Source organism: Terrimonas alba (genome assembly GCF_042434975.1).
GTDB lineage: Bacteria > Bacteroidota > Bacteroidia > Chitinophagales > Chitinophagaceae > Terrimonas_B > Terrimonas_B alba.
Genome location: NZ_JBHMQM010000003.1, coordinates 369143 through 391061 on the forward strand (window position 1 = coordinate 369143; position 21919 = coordinate 391061).

Genomic DNA, 21919 nt, shown 5'->3' on the forward strand with positions numbered 1-21919 from the left:
AGGTAGCCACCACTTTTCTTAATAGAATCCTGTTTAGTAGCACTGTTTATCAGAAGATATCTGTAAGATACGGTGTTTTTTCGTGTACCTGGTGAGGAAAGGCTTTTATTAAATCGTTTTTGATTTTTACTTTATGCGGTTGTCCGCTAACATACATTTTCTCTAATTGTATGAATTCGGACCGGGCTTTGCTTTGTTTTCAAGCTTGATTTTAATTAAATAAAATACATGAATCAGATAATAGAATTTTTTAAAAAACTTTTAGACAGCACCGACTGGCCACCACGGTGGCATTGCGGTCGCTGGACTGAATTCCACGGATGGCTTTATATTATCAGTGACCTGTTAATATGGACAGCCTATTTCACCATCCCGGTGGTAATCATCAGGTATATTTCAAAAAAGCAGGGGATACGGTTTGTGCGGTTATATTTTTTATTTGCTGCATTCATACTGGCGTGTGGTGCCACCCATTTTTTAGATGCTGTAGCATTTTGGATTCCTGCTTATCGTCTTAACGCTCTGGTACGTTTAATAACCGGCGTTATTAGCTGGGTCACTGTTTTTTACCTGGTTAAATTTCTTCCCGCAGTCTTTTCATTAAAATCGCAAAATGAGTTAGAAGCTGAAATAGAACAGCGAAAGAGAGCGGAACAGCAAAGCCGGGAAAGCGAAGAGCAGGTGCAAACTATTTTTAATGCCGCACCCGATGCCGTAATTGTTATTAACGATGAAGGCAGGATAATTAAATGGAATTCTAAATCAGAAGCCCTTTTCGGATGGAAAGCAGATGAAGTAATAGGTGCACCACTTAGTGAGATGATAATACCACCTCGCTACCGGGAAGTTCATAAAGCAGGATTAAAACATTTCCTGAAAACGGGCGAAGGTCCCGCATTAGGCAAAGCCATCGAAATTCAGGCTCTGAATAAAAACAACGTCGAATTTGACGTGTCATTGAGTATTTCTCCTACGCTTGTCAATGGGAAATATCTGTTCATTGGGTTTATCCGTGATATAACAGAAAAAAAACAGGCGGAAGCACAAATTCAAAAACAGAAACAAGACATCCAGGACTTTATAGACAGCATGTCAACGCTTAGTACAAAATTATCTACAGATGGTAAAATTCTGATGGTAAATAAAATCGCATTACAGGCATCGGGGTTATCTATGGAAGAATTGCTGAATACAAATTTCCTGGAAGGGCAATGGTGGACATTCGATCCTGAAGTTCATTCACGAGTGAGTGATGCTTTTAATAAAGCATGTTCTGGTACAGCAATTAACTATGATGAGAACATATTTGTTTTTGGCCAGGTGCTTACCATAAATTTCAGCTTAATTCCCATATCGAAGACAGATGGCAGCGTTGATTATATTGTTGCAGAAGGAAGAGACATCACCGCACAGAAAAAAGCTGAGGAAAAAATCAAAGAGAGTGAAGAAAAACTTAGTATGCTTTTCAATTCAATGGACGAAGGTTTTTGCATTATTGAGATGATTTTCGATGAGCAAAAAAAACCGGTCGACTATCGTTTTTTAGTAATCAATCCATCGTTTGAAAAGCAAACGGGACTTCGTGATGCTGTTGGCAAGCGTATGCGGGAATTTGCACCTAATCACGAAAAGCATTGGTTTGAAACCTATGGAAGGATTGCGTTGACAGGCGAATCAATACGATTTGAGAATCGTGCTGAACAACTGCACCGGTGGTATGATGTTTACGCTTTTCGTTTTGGAGAACCGAAGAACTTACAGGTTGCAATTCTCTTTAATGATATTACCGAACGTAAACAGACAGAAGAGACAATCAGACAAATGAATCTGGAACTGGAAAAACGTGTGGAAGAAAAAACAAAGGAAGTAATACAAAATGAAAAACGCTTCCGGACACTTATTGAAAACAGTAGTGAAGTCATCATAGTGAGTGACCCTGAGGGGAATCTTATTTTTGTTTCAGAGGGAATCAAACGTATGTTGGGCTATACGCCACAGGAATACATGAAGCTCAATATTTTCAACATGGTGTCCCCTGAAGAAGCTCATTCTGTTCATCAAATGTTGCAAAAAATAGTTGACAACCCCGGGGAACCTTTCACGATCAATGTCCATATACAACATAGGAACGGGTCATGGCGCTGGATAGAAGCCGTGATGGCGGGATTTTTAGATGTACCGGGTTTGGACGGCATCGTTATTACTTACCGGGATGTTACCGAGCGCAAAGAAGCCGAAGATAAATTGATGGTAAGTGAAAATCGCTTTCGCTCCATCATCGAACAGTTCCCTTATCCTGTAGTTACCTATACTGCCGACGGAAGTTATATCAATGCCAATGAAGCATGGGAAATAATGTGGCAGGAAAAAAGAGAGAATGTGAAAGAATATAACATTCGTAAAGACCCTCAATTAATAAACTCTGGGCTTTCAAAATATGTTGAAAGAGCATTTGTAGGAGAAGTTGCAATTTCAGAACCTTATTTATATGATCCCAAATTAATAGGCCAGGCAGGCCGAAAGAGATGGATGCAAATGACATTGTACCCTTTAAAAAATGCCGACGATAATATATTGGAGGTTATCCTTATACTGCAAGATGTAACAGAAAACAAAGAAGCTGAAGAAAGTCTTCGTAAAAGTTTCAAAGAGATTTCAGATTATAAATATGCGCTTGATGAATCATCCATTGTTGCTATTACTGATCAAAAAGGGATCATCAAATACGCCAACGAGAATTTCTGTAAGATTTCGAAATACAACGTTGATGAATTGATCGGACAAGATCATCGCATTATTAATTCTGGTTATCATTCAAGGGAATTCATTCGTAATCTATGGGTAACTATTGGCAATGGAAAAATATGGAAAGGAGAATTAAAAAATAAAGCGAAAGACGACACTATTTATTGGGTGGATACCACGATAGTCCCTTTTCTAAATGAAGATGGTAAGCCTTATCAGTACATTGCCATAAGAACAGATATCACTGAACGCAAACAGGCGGAGCAGGCATTGCATGAAAGCAAACAACTACTGTCAGCCATTATTGACAATTCGACAGCAGTTATTTATGTTAAGGATCTGCATGGTCATTATCTAATGGTGAATCGTCGCTTTTCCGAATTATTTCATCTCAATCAGGAAAATATTCTGGGCAAAACCGACTATGATTTTTTCTCTAAAGAAGAGGCGGATGCATTTCGGCGGCTGGATGTACGTGTAGCTGAGGCTAAGCACGCCTTAACAGAGGAAGAAATAGCGCCACATGACGATGGTCCTCATACTTATATTTCGGTGAAAAGCACCCTGAGTGACAATACGGGCAAACCTTACGCTATTTTTGGTATTTCCACCGACATTACCGAGCGAAAAAAAGTGGAAGAAGCAATTCTTCGCGCCGAGGCAAACTACCGTGAAATATTTGAAAACGCCACAGATGCCATTTATGTCCATGAAATGGATACAGGAAAAATTATTGAGGTAAACCAACGGGCGGCTGAAGTAACAGGCTATACAAAGGAAGAGCTACTAAACAGTGACCCTAACGATTTTATTACCGGTCATCCTGATTATACCCTTGAAAAAGCTTTGGATTATATTCAAAATGCTGCAACCGGGAAACAACAGCTTTTTGAATGGCTGGGCAAAAAGAAAGATGGATCATTCAATTGGTTCGAAGTAAACTTAAAGAAAGCTAACATAACCGGACAGGAACGCATACTTGCTTTTTTTCGTGAAATAAACGACCGGAAAAAAGCTCAATTAGAAGTACAAAGGCTCAATGAAGGACTGGAACAAAAAGTAATGGAACGAACGGCTCAGTTGGAAACAGTGAATAAAGAATTAGAAGCATTTTCATATTCCGTTTCTCATGATCTTAGGGCGCCGCTTCGTGTCATTGATGGATATACAGAGATAATTGTAAGTGATTACGGCGATAAACTGGATGAAGAGGGAAACCGGTTACTCGGAATTGTCACGAGCAATGTTCGCCGGATGGGTCAGCTGATCGATGACCTGCTCAATCTTTCCCGGCAAGGGAGAAGAGAATTAAATTTCCGACAAATTAATATGGCCAAATTGGTAGAATCTGTTATTGCAGAACAGGATATTCCAAAACCTGACAAATTAATTACGCAGGTCGGAAAACTTGAGCCAGCATTTTGCGACAACAGTCTTATACGTCAGGTTTGGATCAACCTTATTTCCAATGCCATTAAATATTCGGCTGGGAGAGATAATCCGAAAATTGAAATAAATTCAGTTGAATCAGGTAATGAAATTATCTACAGCGTAAAGGACAATGGGGTGGGGTTTAACATGCAGTACGCAGATAAATTATTTGGCGTCTTTCAACGTCTGCACAAAATGACAGAATTTGAAGGAACTGGAGTTGGACTTGCCTTAGTGCATAGAATAATCACACGTCATGGTGGCAAGGTGTGGGCTGAAGCGGAAGTGGACAAAGGAGCAACCTTCTATTTTAGCCTGCCAGTAAATACAAACAAACTTCAAAACAATTAAATGATATGGCAGAACATAATCAGGTCGAAATTCTTCTTATAGAAGATTCATGCGAGAAAATCGGAGAATCGCATTTTTATTCAACCCATACTTTCCCAACTGATGAAATTAAGCAGGTAGAGCTGCATCACATTTTTTACGATTTGCATACAGAATAAGCTATTATAAATAGAAATAATAAAGCATATCCAGGTCAGCGCATGAAAGGGGTCACTCTCACTCAGAATTACCAATAACTACTTTTGTAACAATTCAACCCAAATAGGATGTCTTCAAACCACTCAAGCTATATCCCGGACTTAAACCTACATGAAACAAGAGAGCTAAATCAAATGGGACTTTTGACATTTCACTTCGGCCAAGAAAACGACTTTGAATACCAGGCAGAAAAGGCGATAGAACATTTAAAAGAAAAAGATAAGGAAGACATTATAAAACATGATGAGCTCGTACGATAGCTATACCAACAAACAAAAGAATAAGAATTATTTTCCTCATACAAACAATTTTAATGACACTCTCCATTAGATATTGGTGCACGATAATTATGTGACAGGTCTATTTGGATATTGGCTGCCTTACTACCGTTGGATGAGGTAGGAAATGTTCATTTTTTTAATCTGTTCGGGTTCCGTGAACAAATTCACCGAGCCTATACCGATAAATATTACGTGCATATATTTTGTTCGGTCTTTAATCCCATAGATAATGACCAAGCAAGCTGAGTATACCGGAAGCCGGCGCAACAGAAAATTACGCACTAAAGTTTAGCTTACTTTATGTCCTTGAAGAAGCTAGTAAAATCGAATTAGCTATAAATCCCGCTGCAAGCAGTGCGAACAAACAGACGGTAATCAATGGCAGCGGCTGTTCAAATGTGCCAAGATTATACCCCGTTGGGTCCTGGTAAAAGAACCAGACAAAAGAAAAAATAAGACACCCTACCCCAACCAGGTTTAAGAGTGATAACATGTGCGGCAACACTTGTCGGTACGACAATAAATAACTTAATGCAATCAATGAAAAACCAACTATTGCTGCAATCGAATGAAGAGCTCCATATGGTAGCGTCATAAAAATATAAGTGACATAAAATCCGCCCAAATGCTGTCCGCTGATAACAATCAAACAAAAACTGAGCAAGAGTAAAAATGGGTGAAATAATACCTTAGCTATTTTCATTGATTTAGGTTTTATTATTTTTTAGTTGCAGGCTCCCTTACTCTTACCTACCCAGCCTACAATCGGAATAGTTATCGATGATGATTGTATACCCGATTTTTTCATTTCCTCCAGCTTCATATAAAGACCTTGCGGCGTTTTGGAGCCACGTGCAACACCATTGGGTATTTGCAATAAAGGTATATTTATCCGGCTTGCCAAGGGTTGTGTATTATTATAAATCTGCAATGCAAAATCCGTGCAATTGTATTGGTCAATATCATATTGGCTAGAGGCAAGATTACGAAGAGCACTGATCGCCGTTTTTAATTGCGCTGGCGTCAATTTTGTATGAATGGAGGCGTTGAACTCATGATAGCCGTTATCGACAACTTTGGCTGCTACTGCTGAGCTATTGGTGGCGGCCTTCCAACCTTGCCGGGGATAAAATCCAAAGTTTTGAACGACCAACTGGCTGCCTTTGCTTTTCTTTAGTTGTATAAATACATGACCAGGACTGCCGTTATTAAAATCAAACAATTTAGTCGGATCGCCGTTTACTGGCAAATCCGTAAAAAGTTCAATTGAACATTCTGCGCCGTCATCAGCTATAGAGCTGAAACACCTTAAATATCCTTCCACATCAATAGATGGATTATCAAATTGATCCTCGTAGTCAACATAGATGGTGGGTGCAGGAGTTATACCATCATCATAGGTACTACCCCCTCCTCCTCCACCGCCGCTCGTTGTTTGACCATCCGAATAATACGGACTATAATATCCACCATAGCCGTCTCCATCATAAAATAAACTTAGCATGGAGAGCCAAACGGAGTAATCATAGCCACCTGATTGATAGGTGCTAACTATTATTACCTCCGGCAATTCCACGTATGGATCTGGTGTGACATACTCTTCATCCAATGATCTCTTATCTCTGACATGCCCATCTACAACCCTGGCATCCTTAATTACCAATTGATTCAGCGATTGAACCATAATCTGTCCCTGGTAAGCCCTTGCATTATTTAAAGAAGAACTTTGTTGTAGCTGGACAATCCTTCCTTGAACATTATTCCCTTTACTATCTGTTTTTACAATTAAGCATTTGCTTCTAAATGGCAATTGCAGGAAATATACACTATCCATAACCACACTCAGTTTCGCCTTTGAAAAATCCAATTCGGCAATGGCAACTCCCATACTATCGGCCAATGCATCTTTGACATTATTTAAAAAGGAATCGGTTCTGGTCTCAACTACGTTCGTTTTGCGGCAAGAAATCAACGTGACGATGGTTAATAAAGGCAACATCCATTTCATAGCAATTAATTTTAATGGTTTAGACTATTTTGAATTAGGCACCGGATCCAAAAAAGAGCGGTGAAATTTTTTCTTCTTGATGCGGCTAAGTGTCACCTCTCCTATGCCCAGGTATGAAGCAAGATGTTTTGCAGGCACGCGAAGCAATAGCTCCGGGCTGTGGTCATACAGCCAATCCAACCGCTCAACAGGTGTTTGCATTCGCAAGCCATATAACTGCTGGGCCCATAATATATAGTAGTGCTGGGTCAACTCCCTGGCTACATAGTTGAATTCAGCATAGTTCCTGAATATATTGTACAACTCGGTATACTCAATATAGTGCAGTGTACAATCCTCCAAGGCCTGAATGGATTCATAACTGGTGGTTTGCCGGTAAAAACTTTCGATTGATACGATCAGATCATTTTCCTTCATAAACCAACTGCATACTTCTGTATCCGCTTTGTTATAGTAACAGCGAAGCAAACCTGACTCGATGTAATGAATGTTGCGGCAGACGTGGCCGGCTTTTAACAGCATCTCCCGTTTTGCAAGATTTTTTGTTCGGATAATGCTGAATAAATGATCATACAATTCTTTCGACAATGGATAAACTGAATGAAGAAACGCCAATAACTGTTCCATGGGTAAAAAGTTGTTGTGAATGCAGGTGGCGTAACGCTTTCAAATATTCAACATCTTTTTGTAAATGAGTTAAGGATTCGGGCGGAATAGTATAGAAATCGGGCTTAGAAAATTGCCATCATAAGGCATTTAACATAATGAGATTTTGGGGCATTATACCGGCCTTTGAGTGGGCTTTGACTGCGTTAGGCCTGTGTGATCTTGGACTGAAATTTTTCACATCAAGAAAAATTAATACTACTATAGCGTAGCGAGCAAATGACCAATTGAAAGGCCTACCACAAATAGCAGGAGCATAATGATAAAGTGCGTCCACGCTACCTTATCCGGTGTAGCTTCCTTGGTATTAAAAAATTACAGGTAGCCATCTAAGAGGAAAGCTGACGATCTATTCATCCTAGCCCTAGCAGGTTTATCCTTTATACCAATGAGGTTATCAATATTGATCTGATGCAGATAAGGCTGGAACTGATCAGGATTGGAAAAACTTCTGAACCGATTGATGGTATTATGCTCCCTATGATAAAAACACCTTGACATAAAAGCTGTCAATTTGGTAAAGAAGAATGTCATGTTCCGCATCGTGCCGCTCCCTTATTTTGGTGGCCTCCAAAAAGCCTCGGCCTGCTCCATTTCATCAAGTGCTTTAAACTGATACAGTGTCATAACTCAAATGAGATATTTAACTCCAATGGTAAAAAGTAGTTACGTCGGCAATTTAGTTTACCAATAATGCAATTGCAACGCATTGATTAGCTACTTATCAAATTAAAAATATATAAATAATCATTCAACTTGTTTCCGCTTGATCAAAATGCCCGACAAAAGTGAGCTCTGGTGTCAACTATTAATGCTCAATTTTTAAAAATAAAATGCCATGAATAAGATTTTTCTGAGAATTTAATCAAGTCGTTAAGGGAAGGCAACGTCAGCCTCCCACATTGTGTGGCGGGAATAGTTCAGTCAGGTTCGAATGATAATGAAGTATTCTTTTATTGTTGACGAGGTTTGAAAAAAGAAAAAGGCGATATCTTATTGTCATTGCTTTGACTCTATAAACTTCTTGGTGGATCGTGAGGACACGAGGGCGGCAGATCCGATAATTCAATATCATAACGTGTTATTATCCCCTCCATTTTAGTAGCAGGCATAGGAAAATTTCCATTTTACCCTTTGTTATTACTACATTAACGGTTTGATCATTTACTTGTAAATAATGAGAGGTTAACTATATATAAAGGGCCATTTTGACATTCAAGATGCCAAATCTATTCACTGATGACAACTTTGAAAGCCGGAGAGTGGTACATCGGTTTTATTAAAGAGTGAAAGCGGCGTTGGCGCATTGTGCGGACACGATCCACGGCGGCCTGTTTATCTTGTAAATACCTAAGATCAAATTGGAAAATCTCACTCCAAACAACCGTACCAGTAGTTCCGGAAGACACCGAAAAGACGAATATTTAGTAAAGATCAGCGAATATTTTTTCTATTTTTTGCAGTAAGAACCCTCGTCTATTTACATTAATTGCAACTTACTGCAATTGACCTATCCTTTTTTGCAAAAAAACATAACTAGTAACCAGGAATTATGGTGTTATAGTAAATTATAATAATTATTGCATGTAAGTAGTAAAATTCAATTTTCAACCGGCACTTTTCGCTTTTAGCTTTGATCTTGTAAATGACAAGCCTTACCCAAAAAATGAATTGACGAACCAAACGAGGATAACAATCTAAATCGAAAACCTTTTCAAGGAGGGTTTTAGATCACAAATGAAGTTGTAAACTATCCAATGAAAACGCATATACAACTTTAGTAAAAATCCGCATTTGCCAGTTAAACACCATCATCCTAACGATAACTACATATTTAATGCCGTCTTATCATTAAAATAAAATTTGTAAAAAACCGGGCAGCCCTGCAAAGTAGCACAACTAGTCTTTTTAGCTGTACCTGGATATTTTCAACATCATTGATTCTTTGAATCTGAAATCATCTTACTAAACATTTTTAACCTCTATAAACCTATTTATTATGAAATCCGAAGTCATTCGCTTTATGACGCTTCGTTCAATAAGGTCTACAAATTTTCAGAGTAAATTAAGAACGGTGCCATTGCTTCGTACAGACGATGAACCTGTTAATGATCGCCTGAATAAAGCAGGAATAATAAATGTCCAAAGAAGTAAAATTTTAACCGGGGCTAAAAAATATATGGCAAGTTCCGACTATTATCATGATTTATCCCAGATAAATCCGGTACTGAAAAATTTAATGAACTGGATAAATGCACAAGATGAGATCCCAAAATCATCAGCAATATTGACCCAGGTTTCAACCTTATTTCCGGGCGGAATTCAAGATCTTATAGCTTCCTCTGATTTTCAACGCGACAGGGTAAATATCATTGTCAGTTTAATTGTTGCCAGTGCTGTTCCTAATGGCAAAAGCACTTCCCGGCAGCAACTACTGATAGCTTTCAAAACTATTGCAGCACTGGAAGCTATTGCAAAGAACACAGATATGAATGATTTTGAAGCGCTGCTAGGCAGAACTGTCATATTACCGGAATCAATATTCCCTATCTTTTTTGACAACAATAAGAATGCGCAAAGGAAGCGTCAGGAGGCCATTGACAGGAACAGAAAAGAAGAAGAACAAAACAAGCTAACAATAAAAAATATTATTACCCAAATACACAACAATATTGCGGCTGCAGAAGAATTAACAACAGCGCATGAAAAGCATGTCAATTTTATGAAAAGGCAACCTTTGCCAAAATTGGTTCCAGTGCTCGCCACATCAGATGCTTTAGATTCTTTAACTGATATAGAAAAAATGTCGACCGGGACGACAACTCAACCTGTTTCTACTTTTCTGCCTGCAGATATCGTATCAAAAATCTCGCACACAACAAAGACAACATTGGAAAAATATAATATTGAACACGATACGATCGATGTACCCCAGGCAAGAGCAAGGATCACGGAACAAAATAAAATTCTGACAAGTCAATTACACTCATTGCAAGGCCCTAATGCCGGGATTACGTTCATCGGAAATACCCCTGTTTTAGTAAAACCCGCTAGGAACGCCACTATGGCAGTCGCTACCGATAGACTATTTACAGTTGTACCGGGACTATGTCCCGAAGGGCCAGACCCCCAAAGTGAAGATCTGGCAACGGAAAAATGGAATACAAAAGGAATTTCTCCTGTATTATATATAGGAGATCTTCAGAAGGTGCGACAGACAGTGGATCGTTATGAGTTGGGCGATATTGCTCACATTGAAAATGTTCTAAAAGGCGAACTTAAAAGTAATGAACTCCGACGATTAGATAAAACTATTGAAACTATCATCGTAGAAACGGAAACCACCAACGAAACAGAAAAAGATCTCCAGACACAAGAACAGTTCAATCTTCAGACCCAGGCTAATAAAACTATCTCCAGTGATAGAAGCTTTGATGCGGGGATTACCATATCGGGCAGCTACGGTCCCTCTCTTACCGCGACCGCAACTGCAAATGTATCGTTACAGAATAGTTCAGAACAAAGCACCCAGACTTCTACCAACTATGCAAAGGAAGTAATCAGCAAAGCAGCTCAGAAAATTAAGGAACGTGTCCTGAACAACCGTACTACTACAAATATTGAAAAGGTTAAAATAATCAACAAGCATGAACTGAACAACACGAATGGTACTGATCATGTACGCGGTATTTACCAATGGGTAAATAAAATCTACCAATTACAGGTCATGAATTATGGGAAAAGGGCAATGTTGGAATTTACAATTCCTGATCCAGCAGCTTTTTATCGATATGCGCTTACAACAAAACCACTTGAAGAAAATACGATACCAAAACCCGAGGAACCCGGCTATTGCCTGAATGGTGTCTTCCAGCCTTTAAAAGCATCCGATATTAGTGAATTAAATTACCAATACTGGGCTTCAAAATATGAGACTACTGAAATAAAACCTTACCCGGATGAAACAAAGGTTCTATTCTGGAACACCTCTATCAACATCGAACAGTCGTCAACAAAATCCCCGCACAAACTTTCGCAGGATGCGGCTGCACCTATTACAGTACCGGAGGGTTATACAGTTGATCTGCTCGAATTCTGGCTTACGATCATGAGAAACGATTATCATGCCACGGCTAAAGAGGATCAAATGGAGGTGACGGTTATGATTGGAAACATAGAGATTGCTCATTTAGGTGTTTCAGAGTATAATCGCGACCGGTTTCTTATTCCATATCCACAAACGTTTCGCAGTAACCATCCCTTTCCTTACTTCAATGATCAAGCTGAAAGTCTCCCGGTCTCCATTGCAGGTTTCAGCACCTTTGCAACCTCTGTTAATATGGGCGTAAAAATCATTTGCAAGCTTGATGCTCAGACGAAAGAACAATGGCAGCTCGACACGCTGAATTCAATTATGAATGCTTACAAAACTCAAAAGGTGGAGTTTGACCATGCCATGAAGGCGAAGCAATTCGACAACCTCGTTAGCATCCAGGGCAGGAACCCCTTCCTTAACCGGGAAACAGAAAAAACAGAATTGAAGAAATCAGTATTGTCACAGCTTACAGGCCAGGATTATACTTATTTCAATTCTATGAAATATAATTCACCTCCATTGCAATATCCCGAAATGGATTTAACAGACGCAGAAGACGAAGGTAATTATATTAGATTCTTTGAGCAGTCCTTCGAATGGGAAAATATGACCTACCTGTTTTATCCCTATTTCTGGGCAAGCAAAAAAAACTGGCCCATGATGCTCCAGTTAAAAGATTCCGACCGGCTATTTGAAAAATTTCTGCAGGCTGGTTCAGCGAGAGTGCAGGTGCCGATAAGAACAGGTTTTGAAGCCCCTGTGCTTAATTATATTCAGAATGGGGGTACTCCCTGGTTATTTGACGACGCTCCCCAGGTTGACGGAAGCCCCAACGCACCTTTCCTCAGCATGATTGATGAAATAAAAGCACAACGCGGATTTGAGTTCAACGAATCAAACCCAGGAACGGTTACCGTTACAAACGGAAGCAATGTAGTTACAGGATTCGGTACGAATTTCAGACCGCACGATCCCGAAGGATTAATTGATGATGAAAACAGGGAGATCATTCTGCTTGGTAAAAGCTATAGGATTCAGTCAGTCACATCTTCTACTTCCATCATTTTGAGACAGAATTATAATGGCGAAACTCAATCGGGAATCGGTTACTATTTGGGCGCAAAATTCGTTGGCGAATTCTGGGAAGAATTGGTTCCGACAGAACTATTGTATCTAAAAGAAATTTTGGCAGGCCTGAACTCCTAATTATTTAATCCATGCAAGCAAAAAAATTGCTTCCTAATCAGGTAAACTACCTGGCATTTGAGGGCGGAGGTTTTAAAGGTATCGCTTATGTAGGGGCTATAAAGGCGTTGGAGAGTGAAGCACTCCAAATTTTGGACCGTCCTGGTCCTCCTCCGGATTCCTACCAGGGCTCTGTACCGCAGGTTGATCCAAGGGACCGAAATAAGAAAATAAATGGCTTTGCGGGAACATCAATTGGTGCATTTACAGCTTACCTGCTCACGCTTGGACACGATTCCGAAACAATTAAAGACATTTTAATTCCCAGTAAAAACTCGTCAAAAAAAAGCTTAGTAGAACGTGTCTTTGAAAAAGAAGCCAAGAAAAATATTTTTAGAGGAGTAAAGAAAAATACTTTCAGTGAAATCAGTTCTGACAAGATCAACCCGGATTATTATCTATACAAATCCAGGCAGCAGATTTTAAAGCAGGAGGGCTTAGCCTCCAACATACCCTTATCGCTGTTATCTGACAGCGGCGTGCTCACCGCTGCAATGGCACTGGGCCCGTTCATCTATAGCGCAATAAAAGCCCTTAATCTCAAAGGGTTCATTGGAAAATCTGAAAGCGAAGATTTCTTCGACAACGACCTGGATGGCTTTGTAAAAGATGCTGCCAAGGGTAGCTTAATAGAAACCGGAACATTGTTAATCTTAAATGCAATCTTACGTACAGCGCTTATGGCATTTATGCGTAAAAAGCTGACAGCACAGAAAGCTGATCCGAAATTTATTGAAGTTATCATTGATGATAATGCGTTCGATGGTTTCCTATACAATCTGCTCTTTGATGGTGGAGCGTTTACTGGTTTTGGCCTACGCAACGTTGTCCAGGAAATCCTAAAAGAATACCTGGATAAATCACATCAAAGAAATCTTAAAGAATTGGTCGAAATAGATAAAACTTATAACGACCTTAAAATCCAGGTAAAAGATGATAGCAAGTCGTATGATGAAAGAGAAAAAATTTGGCAAAAAATAACGAACAGGGTCACTTTCGAGCAGTTGCATAAATTGACCGGCAAAATTTTAACGGTGGTGGGGGTTAATCTCAGGACACAAGCACCATTTTATTTTGACTGTAAGAGAACTCCTCATTTCCCAGTGATCGACGCTGTGAGCATCTCGATGAACTTTCCTTTCATATTCAAGCCGGTTATTGTTGATGGTTCCGAGCCCAACTTGAATGGTTACTGGACCGATGGCGGGTTAGTGAATAATACTCCAATTCATGCATTTGACAATGCAGAAGCTACCGATGCGGAAATAAACACCGCCGGTTACCGGGATACGGCCAATGCAAATGAAAAAGTCCTTTGCTTTCGACTCAAAGAAGGTGCTCCGAAGTTAGACGATGTGCTCGATAATCCCTTGTTGGCACAAATCGCAAGAATGTTCACCGGAAAAATCGATATCGAGAAAAAAGACCCTTCTGCTATTACCATATTTGACATGACAGCGGATCTTGCAGGAAGTGCAATGACAGCTCCGGCAGAGGAAGGTCAATTCCGAACAGAAAATGAAAGAGCTCAGTCGTTGGATTTGTTTAGCTTTTCGATTGAACTGATGACCATTGAACCGGAAGAAGAATTGGTTAATATTGTTAGTCAGTGGTCAGAAATTTTTACACTTAAATATTTTGACAGGGCACAGAATGCTGCTCAATTAGTGACAAAGTTGCAACAGGACATTCTGAAACTTAAGCCGAAACCCAAGCCGCCCAAACCAGTACTCGACTTGAGCACGCCGATCATGTAACATACTAGTAAACCATGCATGTGCTTCCGCGTCAACCTCCGGCCCCACTTGCGGAAATACATCTGCTGTTGACCGTTTTTCGCAAGTAATTAACCAAAGATTTGCCGTGTCCTCCAATCAATTTCACGTTTTCAGTATTATCAATCGCTTTTTTTAGTTCATCATATAAAATATCCTCTTGCACTTGTTCTATACAAATAAATTTTTTTCATCACCTATAAACTAGCAAACAAATGCCCAATAGAAATGCTCACCACAAAAAGCAGAACGAGGATAATGATAAAATGCACCCACACCACATTGTCCAGTGTAGTTTGCTTAATATTAATAAACTGCCGATAGCTATTTAAAAGAAATGCTGACGCCCTATTGATATTACTCCCGGCGGGTTTATCTTCTATACCTACCAGGTCATCTATATTGATTTAAGGCTGCAGCTGATCAGGATTGGAAAATCTTCTGAACCGTTTGATGGTATTATGCTCCCTGTGATAAAACACCGCCACATAAAGCTGTCAATTTGATAAAGAAGAATGTCATGGTCTGCATCCAGCCGCTCCCCTATCTGACTTCCGCTCCAATCAGCCTCGGCCTGCGCCATTTCATCCATGGCGTTGAACGGTAAAGTGTCATGGAATAGAAGTTAGAAATTTTTGAAAATAATTCTCTTTGCCGCTCTACATAATTACCTAATACGGTCAAAGCCCTCTTCAGTGCCGTAGTTGCGTTCCACAGCATTTATTTCATCCTTCTCCAACATGGCTTTCAATTCTTTTTGATATCAAAGTTGAATTTCCTTCAAACCATTTTGCCTGTTGCATAATCATTGATTTTTTATATACCTGAAATACGTATTGGCGGCCAGGTCATACCGCTATAAAGTAAATTTCTGTCAATAAATATTACCGGCGCAGATTCAGTTTTGTGAATATTGAGTATATCAGTTCAGAAAGTTTTTCTAGATGCAAGTCCCACTAACCGAAAGTGTTTTAATAGTAAGTAGTAACGAGAACAAAGAAAGTTATTTTTCCATATCACTTAAATGTAAATGTCTTCAAACTCTGAAGCCGGAATAATACATTATAGTGAGGTAGACAATTAGCGGGAATATTATTCCTTCGCGGAGGCTCACCGGGAGGCTTGTGTTTGTTGTCCTACTTGAGTTCCTCACAGACCACTGGGTTCCGCAGCGCGGTTCGTTCTTTTACTGATTTTGATCTTTTATCTTTTCTCCTATGTCAAATTCAGCAATTTTGTTGTCTACAAAATGAAAAAAATGATAAACGATTTCATCCGCTAAAAGTTTTCCGTTTAAGTCATGAGCCACCTGGTGAACTTTTACTTTTACAGTTTCATTTTCTGCATCAATTTCTAAAGGAGTTACTTTTGAACTTATCAATGTAAATTGTCTTGTCCAGTATTCCCGCACCCCATTGTGTCCGTAAACATAACCTCCTTCCAGGCCATTTGCCCATTTCACATTTTCTGTCATATGAGAAATAACTGAGTCAATATTACGGTCGTTAAAGTTCCTGTACAATTCTTGAAAAAAATTATTAAGGCTGTCCATTTTATTTGTATTTTTTTTGAAAGATTGACATGTTACAAACCGAAAACATAAAATTTTTCAGGAAAATTTATTAGCCCATTGTTTGCTTCTTGAAATGTGGTTTTAAAAATATTGAATTGATTATCGTCCATTATGCAATATTAAAAATCTAAAACAAGATGTCAATAATAGCATTACCCACCTTGGGCACAACGGAAAAGGCTTGCCTAAGGCATGTGTCTAAGATAAGATGTTAGCTTAATGAGGGCAGCTTTTGGCAAGTCTATGTGCGTTCGTTTTATTTCTCTCCTAAAGAGTAGGTCAAAGACACAACTCCTGTCGAATAAGTTTTGGTGTCAAGAAGTGTAAGGTTTATTCTGTCTTTAATGTTACTGAATAAAGGCTTGCCGCCACCGAGTAAAACCGGATAAACAGCTAAGGATAGTTCGTCAATCAAGCCTAAATTCATTAGTGACGTGGTTAAGCCTGCGCCCCCGAAAAGCCAAATATCCTTTCCTTTTTCTTTCTTGATTTTTTCAACTTCGGTTTTTGTGTTCCCCTTTATTAGTGTTGCGCCGTCTTTGACTTTGTCAAGCGTAGTTGAGAAAATATACTCTTTAAATTTTGGAAATCCGGGAGGGCCACCTTCCATTTCGGAACTCATTTGGTATGTTTTACGCCCGACAAAAATGGTGTCAAAACGATTAAAAAACTCATTGAAGTCATATTCGGAATTAGGTATACACCAATCATATTCCCCATTAGGCCCTTCAATAAAACCGTCTAGGCTGACCGCAAGTCCTAAAACTACTTTTCGTATAGCGGGCTCTTTTAAAATTCTGACTAACGTCTGTTTAGTTTAGTGTTCAACCGAGTTGTTCATTCGTCAATCCAAATTTATCTATTTGTTTTCTGATTCGTTTTGCCAGCCCGAACCAAAGCTGAGTAAAGTTATAAAGTTGATGTTATATTCTATCGCCGGGCGTGATTCGTCAGCCGGAACCGCAGCTGAGCAGGCTTTTCAAATTTTCGAATTTGTTACGGTAATATGACTACGCTGAAACAGAAAAGTCTGCATCTCCTAAAGCCTTGCCGCAGGCTGACTGACGATCCGGACAGTGACTTCATATGCATCCCTCAACACCTTCTGAGGTTTCGACATCCGTCCACCGGGTAATCTTACAGGCTTTGTGAAGAATCGCTTTTGGACAATTATCTTTCTGATACCATTTCCAAAATTCTGGCGGCCATAATAAGTAACGAATCGAGTGTCGTTCCAGCCATTGACCTGGAATATATTGACAATGAGCACAAGTGAAGACGAACTCGCAGGTTTTTCTATTGAAATGGTATGCTGTGGCAAAATTCTTGACTCCCCTTCATTCATGTCCTGCAAATCAAAATATTTGACCACATGGTTGGCATAGACCTGTACACTGATATCTTCTTTTTCATTGTAAAGGATGCCGTTTGTTTCGTGATTCCTGGCTCTTAGGCGACGAATGCTTTCAACACGAATGCTAATATTGTTAAAATTGGTCTCTGGAGATTGCTCCGGAATATGGGAAGTAGCTTGATTGTATTGCCACCGTACCCAACTATCGGTATTATTGAGTGAGGCCTTAATCACCCCCAGGCAATTACATTCTGGGTTAATAGCGGGAAGTCTTAGGTTTTGTTTGAATTTTTCTGGGAGTTTAGATGATATTAACTCGTCTACAAATGGGATCACCTTGAAAGCAAGGAATGCATCTAAAGTTTTTTCCGCACGCGAAGGTTCGCTTAAAACCGGTTTTTGGGCTTCGATGGAAACAACCATACGCCCTTCTTTCGAATACCATTCCATGCAATCAAAATACACATCAAGACTTTGGTAAATCTGTCTGTCGGGATAAATTGAAATATCCAGCTTGATGTAGAGATCATAATGAATTTTGACCCGGTTTTGATTTGGTTTATTCGTAAACTTGGTTTGCGTCACATAAGGAAAACCCGCTTTTAACTGGTAGCTCGCGTCTACCTTAAAAACTGGAGGTTCACTAGCATCAATGTCTTTATTAAGCTGCGGAATGATTGAATCACGTAACATCGTATTGATCATGCCTGTTACCAATGTAAGGGGGATTTCCCTGATCTTACCGTTTCCGGAAGCAGAGATTTGTGCGGGTCCCTGCGCAGGCGGGTATTGCCCATTTATGTCGGTGAAAAAAGTAACTGACACCACTAGCAACCAAATGGATGTAATCAGGAAGAAAGGTTTCATGTGCCTTTATTTAATGGAGGTGATAAAACCGGAACTGCGTTTTGCAAAAGGTAGATGGAGAAGTATGGAGTAGGTACAAAAAAAATAAAAAGCTGAAAGTGATAGTTTTTAAATCTTTGAAATCAATAATCACTGCTCTTTAATAGCCGCAATCACTTATTGGCGGATTGGGAAAGAACCTGGAATGACGAAAAATTTTCAAACTTAGCCGCTACCTATTACAATAAAATTTGAGCATGTGGGCTCGTTACTTTAGTAACTTGACCTTCGATGGTTCCTTTACCACCTGACCATGTAGAAACCTGGACATATATATGGGGAATACCTCCTTTTGCACCCGCACTATATTCAAATGTCATTATATATAATCCTGGCAGTTCTTCCTTAAATGAGATAATTCCTTCTGTTGGTTTAACGAACTCCAATGGTCTAAAAATGCAACTGCGGCCAACCCAGTTACAAGCTTGTCCCCAGGCAGTAAAATTAGAAGTTTTTAGACCCGTAACTGGAGCGCCATTGTTATCCGCAACGGTTAAGTAAACTGCCTTGGCGTAGCTACTTACCGATTGGGTAGATGACGCGTACGAGGTTTCTACTGCAAATCCACTTAATTGCCAGGATTGTGCGGAACAATACGAGAAAGTGAAAGTAAAAAAAATAAAAAATAAGGTTTTCATCTCTTTAATTTTTAAAAGTTAAATAAATATTCATGCTACATTTATGTTGATACCGGGGCATGACAAGACTTAATAAAAATGACGACCGTTCTGTTCGTCCATTGGATATCGCGATTTCGGCTACATCTATTCCTCCCGTCAAATAGAATAGTAATCCCGGACCTTTAATCACAGAGACCCAGAACAACGATAACAATATTGATTAATGAGTCGTTGGAGAATTAAAACTGGAAACAAAATAGCTAATGTATTTATAAGTATACCCAGTTCCATTAAGGCTAACGAGCACTTAGCCGGAAAATAATTTACCTCGCTGCCGTTACAATTGGATGATAAGAATAAGACTACTCAAGCAATGAATTGATATCAATTTGACCCATGTACGGCAATAACTGCTCGGGACTGGAAAAAGACCGGGTTCTTACCAGGTTACGATCTTCTATGAAATATAGTTCGACGTAAAATGAATCAATCTGAATGAGATCTATTTTAAAAGAGCCTTCTATCCTTTCTGCGATTTTTACCCCCGTCCAGATGGCTTCCATTTGCTCCATTTCATCCAGGTCGTTAAATTGATATAAGGTCATTTCGTATTTATTTTGTCCAGGTTTTGATTCTCATCCTAAGGCAACGTCACATCCTCTATGATGCTTTAGACAAACTGTTAGTAACCTATTCCACCACCAACCGTGCAACATTAGCAATAACAATCTGTGGTTTTTCTTTAAACAGCTCTACCCTACCAGTGACGCAAATCGTTTTATCAGCGAGTTCCTCAGGAGCCTTTTCGAATTTCTTTCTTGTCTCTGAGGTGGCTCGAAAATGACGGACACAAAATTCCGTTAGGTTAATGAATAAGAACTGATTCTTTGGGTAATGAGGAGCCCGTTTGTTTGTGCTTTCTTGAAAGGGGCTCGATGCCCCTTTCAAGAAAAGACGATTCTTCGGTATAAAGTATCGCCGTCTGTTTGTGCGTTTCAAATATACATGCTTGTTCACACTGTTTTTCAAAATTCATCGGGCTCTTATACCCTAGTGACGAATGAATGCGGATGGTGTTATAATACATTTCCAGGTATTCAAAGACTTCGATACGGGCATCTTCAATCGTTTCAAATATCCCATCCTGTAACAACTCTGCTTTAAACCGACTGAAGCAGGATTCCATAAAGGCATTGTCATAGGGATTGTCAGCACGGCTCATGCTTTGTGACATCTTCTTATGATAGAGTATGGCTCTGAATTCATAGCCTGCATACTGGCCACCTCTGTCGGAATGCACGATCAAACCTTTGTGTATTTTTCTTTTAGCCAATGCTTTTCTAAATGCTGCAATTATCAGGGATTCCTGCATGTGGTCATCAACATGCCAGCCGATGATTCTTCTGGAGAACAAATCCATCCATACAGCCAGATAGCACCACCTACCGTCCACCAGGGGAATGTATGTGATGTCGCCTACCCACACTTCATTGATTTTTTGAGGCATCACTTTATTCAATAGCAGGTTCGGGCTTATCTTGTAACAGTGGCGACTGTCAGTGGTTTGGGGAATAAAGCTGCGGGGCTGGATAGCTTTTAAACCATACTTGCGCAGCACTTTACCGATTTTATAACGGCTCACTGTTTTATCTTCTGCCTGCAGTGTTTTACAAATGCGCCGCGAACCATAACGTCGTTTATGTTCCCGGAATGTATCAATGATTTGCTGTTCCATTTCTTTGCTTGCCTGATTGATTTGATGAGTTTGCCCACTACGTCAGGCATAGTAACCACTACGGCTTACCTTCAATACCCGGCACTGCAATTGACAAGGATATTCTTTTTCGTTTGAGCGAATAAACTTGTAAACTGAAGTAATCTCTAACGGCTGAAAATGCCCAAGGCTTTTTTTAGGATATCACGTTCCATCTCCAATTCCTTAATCCGCTTTTGCAGCAACGCCTTATCCTCATCATAGGTAACATCGGCAGGAGCCGTTGTAGTATGGTCTTTTTTCTTTGCTTGCTTGACCCAATAATAAATCAGGTTAGTGCCAATGCCTAGTGATTGGGCTACATCAGGGACAGAACGTCCCGACTCAATCATTTTGACTACTTCTTTTTTGAATTCCGCGTCATATTTGCGACGGCTTGTTTTGACAGATTTGCGTTCCATAAACTCTGTAAATTTATTGGAATTCTCTGTCCGTGAAAATTAGGCCATCTCACTAGCCTTTACCTGGGAGAGAAAAAAAAGCTATCAGCTCAAATTTGCAAAAACTAAAGAAACGATGCAATCGCTTTCTTTGATTAAAGAATTGACGCAAACTCAACCCGAGTTAGTCGACTATGCTAGTACGCTGTTAGAAAAATTCGCTCAAAAACAACCTCAGGGGGAAAATATAATTGAGTCATATAAAATTGTTGTGACACCCCTTCATGATTATATTATCACAAAGGCCAAACAACATCCAAAGATAACCGAGTTACTTTTTTTAGTTCAAGACCTATTTAACGAATACAATGGAATTGAACTCTCCGCTGCACACAATGCTGAGGATTATCGAGATTATGGTAAAAGACTTGAAAAAACCGCTGAGGATCTTATTGAAAGTAGTAAACAGTTACGAAAGGACTTTAGTAGTAAAATGTAGAAGCTAAGGAGCGAACT

Annotated in this window: 14 protein-coding genes; 4 read left to right on the forward strand and 10 right to left on the reverse strand. The window is 39.5% G+C overall.

Annotated elements, in window-relative coordinates; translation table 11 throughout:
* Positions 1-228: 228 nt before the first annotated feature.
* On the forward strand, positions 229-4527 hold the full coding sequence (locus ACFEL9_RS10590) for a PAS domain S-box protein (protein WP_385889392.1): 4299 nt from the start codon (positions 229-231) through the stop codon (positions 4525-4527).
* Between the two features lie 777 nt (positions 4528-5304).
* Here ACFEL9_RS10590 and ACFEL9_RS10595 read toward each other — a convergent pair.
* The 3 genes from ACFEL9_RS10595 to ACFEL9_RS10605 are packed head-to-tail and all read right to left on the reverse strand — an operon-like array spanning position 5305 to position 7641.
* Positions 5305-5709, reverse strand: coding sequence for a hypothetical protein (locus tag ACFEL9_RS10595; protein ID WP_385889395.1), 405 nt, complete (start codon positions 5707-5709; stop codon positions 5305-5307).
* Between the two features lie 21 nt (positions 5710-5730).
* Positions 5731-7014: a hypothetical protein gene (locus ACFEL9_RS10600; protein WP_385889398.1), complete on the reverse strand. Its 1284-nt coding sequence runs from the start codon at positions 7012-7014 to the stop codon at positions 5731-5733.
* Between the two features lie 24 nt (positions 7015-7038).
* On the reverse strand, positions 7039-7641 hold the full coding sequence (locus ACFEL9_RS10605) for a Crp/Fnr family transcriptional regulator (RefSeq protein ID WP_385889400.1): 603 nt from the start codon (positions 7639-7641) through the stop codon (positions 7039-7041).
* Positions 7642-9679: 2038 nt separating this feature from the next.
* On the opposite strand from ACFEL9_RS10605, the gene ACFEL9_RS10610 reads away from it, so the two are divergent.
* Together ACFEL9_RS10610 and ACFEL9_RS10615 are read left to right on the forward strand one after the other, a co-directional pair.
* Entirely contained in the window at positions 9680-12982 is a 3303-nt protein-coding gene (locus tag ACFEL9_RS10610; RefSeq protein WP_385889403.1) for a hypothetical protein, read from the forward strand.
* Between the two features lie 11 nt (positions 12983-12993).
* Complete coding sequence (locus tag ACFEL9_RS10615; protein ID WP_385889405.1) at positions 12994-14778, forward strand: patatin-like phospholipase family protein; 1785 nt, start codon at positions 12994-12996, stop codon at positions 14776-14778.
* Between the two features lie 1204 nt (positions 14779-15982).
* Here the strand turns inward: ACFEL9_RS10615 and ACFEL9_RS10620 are convergent.
* From ACFEL9_RS10620 to ACFEL9_RS10650, 7 genes are all read right to left on the reverse strand, one after another.
* Positions 15983-16348: a nuclear transport factor 2 family protein gene (locus tag ACFEL9_RS10620; RefSeq protein ID WP_385889407.1), complete on the reverse strand. Its 366-nt coding sequence runs from the start codon at positions 16346-16348 to the stop codon at positions 15983-15985.
* A 277-nt stretch (positions 16349-16625) separates the two neighbouring features.
* Entirely contained in the window at positions 16626-17165 is a 540-nt protein-coding gene (locus ACFEL9_RS10625) for a dihydrofolate reductase family protein (RefSeq protein ID WP_385890059.1), read from the reverse strand.
* A gap of 243 nt (positions 17166-17408) precedes the next feature.
* Entirely contained in the window at positions 17409-18590 is a 1182-nt protein-coding gene (locus tag ACFEL9_RS10630) for a hypothetical protein (RefSeq protein WP_385889410.1), read from the reverse strand.
* A gap of 218 nt (positions 18591-18808) precedes the next feature.
* The gene (locus tag ACFEL9_RS10635; RefSeq protein ID WP_385889413.1) at positions 18809-19267 is read right to left on the reverse strand and encodes a hypothetical protein; all 459 of its coding nucleotides are present in this window, start codon (positions 19265-19267) and stop codon (positions 18809-18811) included.
* A gap of 344 nt (positions 19268-19611) precedes the next feature.
* Entirely contained in the window at positions 19612-19854 is a 243-nt protein-coding gene (locus ACFEL9_RS10640) for a hypothetical protein (protein WP_385889415.1), read from the reverse strand.
* 260 nt (positions 19855-20114) lie between these two features.
* The gene (locus tag ACFEL9_RS10645) at positions 20115-21005 is read right to left on the reverse strand and encodes an IS3 family transposase (RefSeq protein ID WP_385890062.1); all 891 of its coding nucleotides are present in this window, start codon (positions 21003-21005) and stop codon (positions 20115-20117) included.
* Positions 21006-21130: 125 nt separating this feature from the next.
* Positions 21131-21424, reverse strand: coding sequence for a transposase (locus ACFEL9_RS10650; protein WP_385889417.1), 294 nt, complete (start codon positions 21422-21424; stop codon positions 21131-21133).
* Positions 21425-21539: 115 nt separating this feature from the next.
* On the opposite strand from ACFEL9_RS10650, the gene ACFEL9_RS10655 reads away from it, so the two are divergent.
* Positions 21540-21902, forward strand: coding sequence for a hypothetical protein (locus tag ACFEL9_RS10655; protein WP_385889420.1), 363 nt, complete (start codon positions 21540-21542; stop codon positions 21900-21902).
* The last annotated feature ends 17 nt before the right edge of the window (positions 21903-21919 follow it).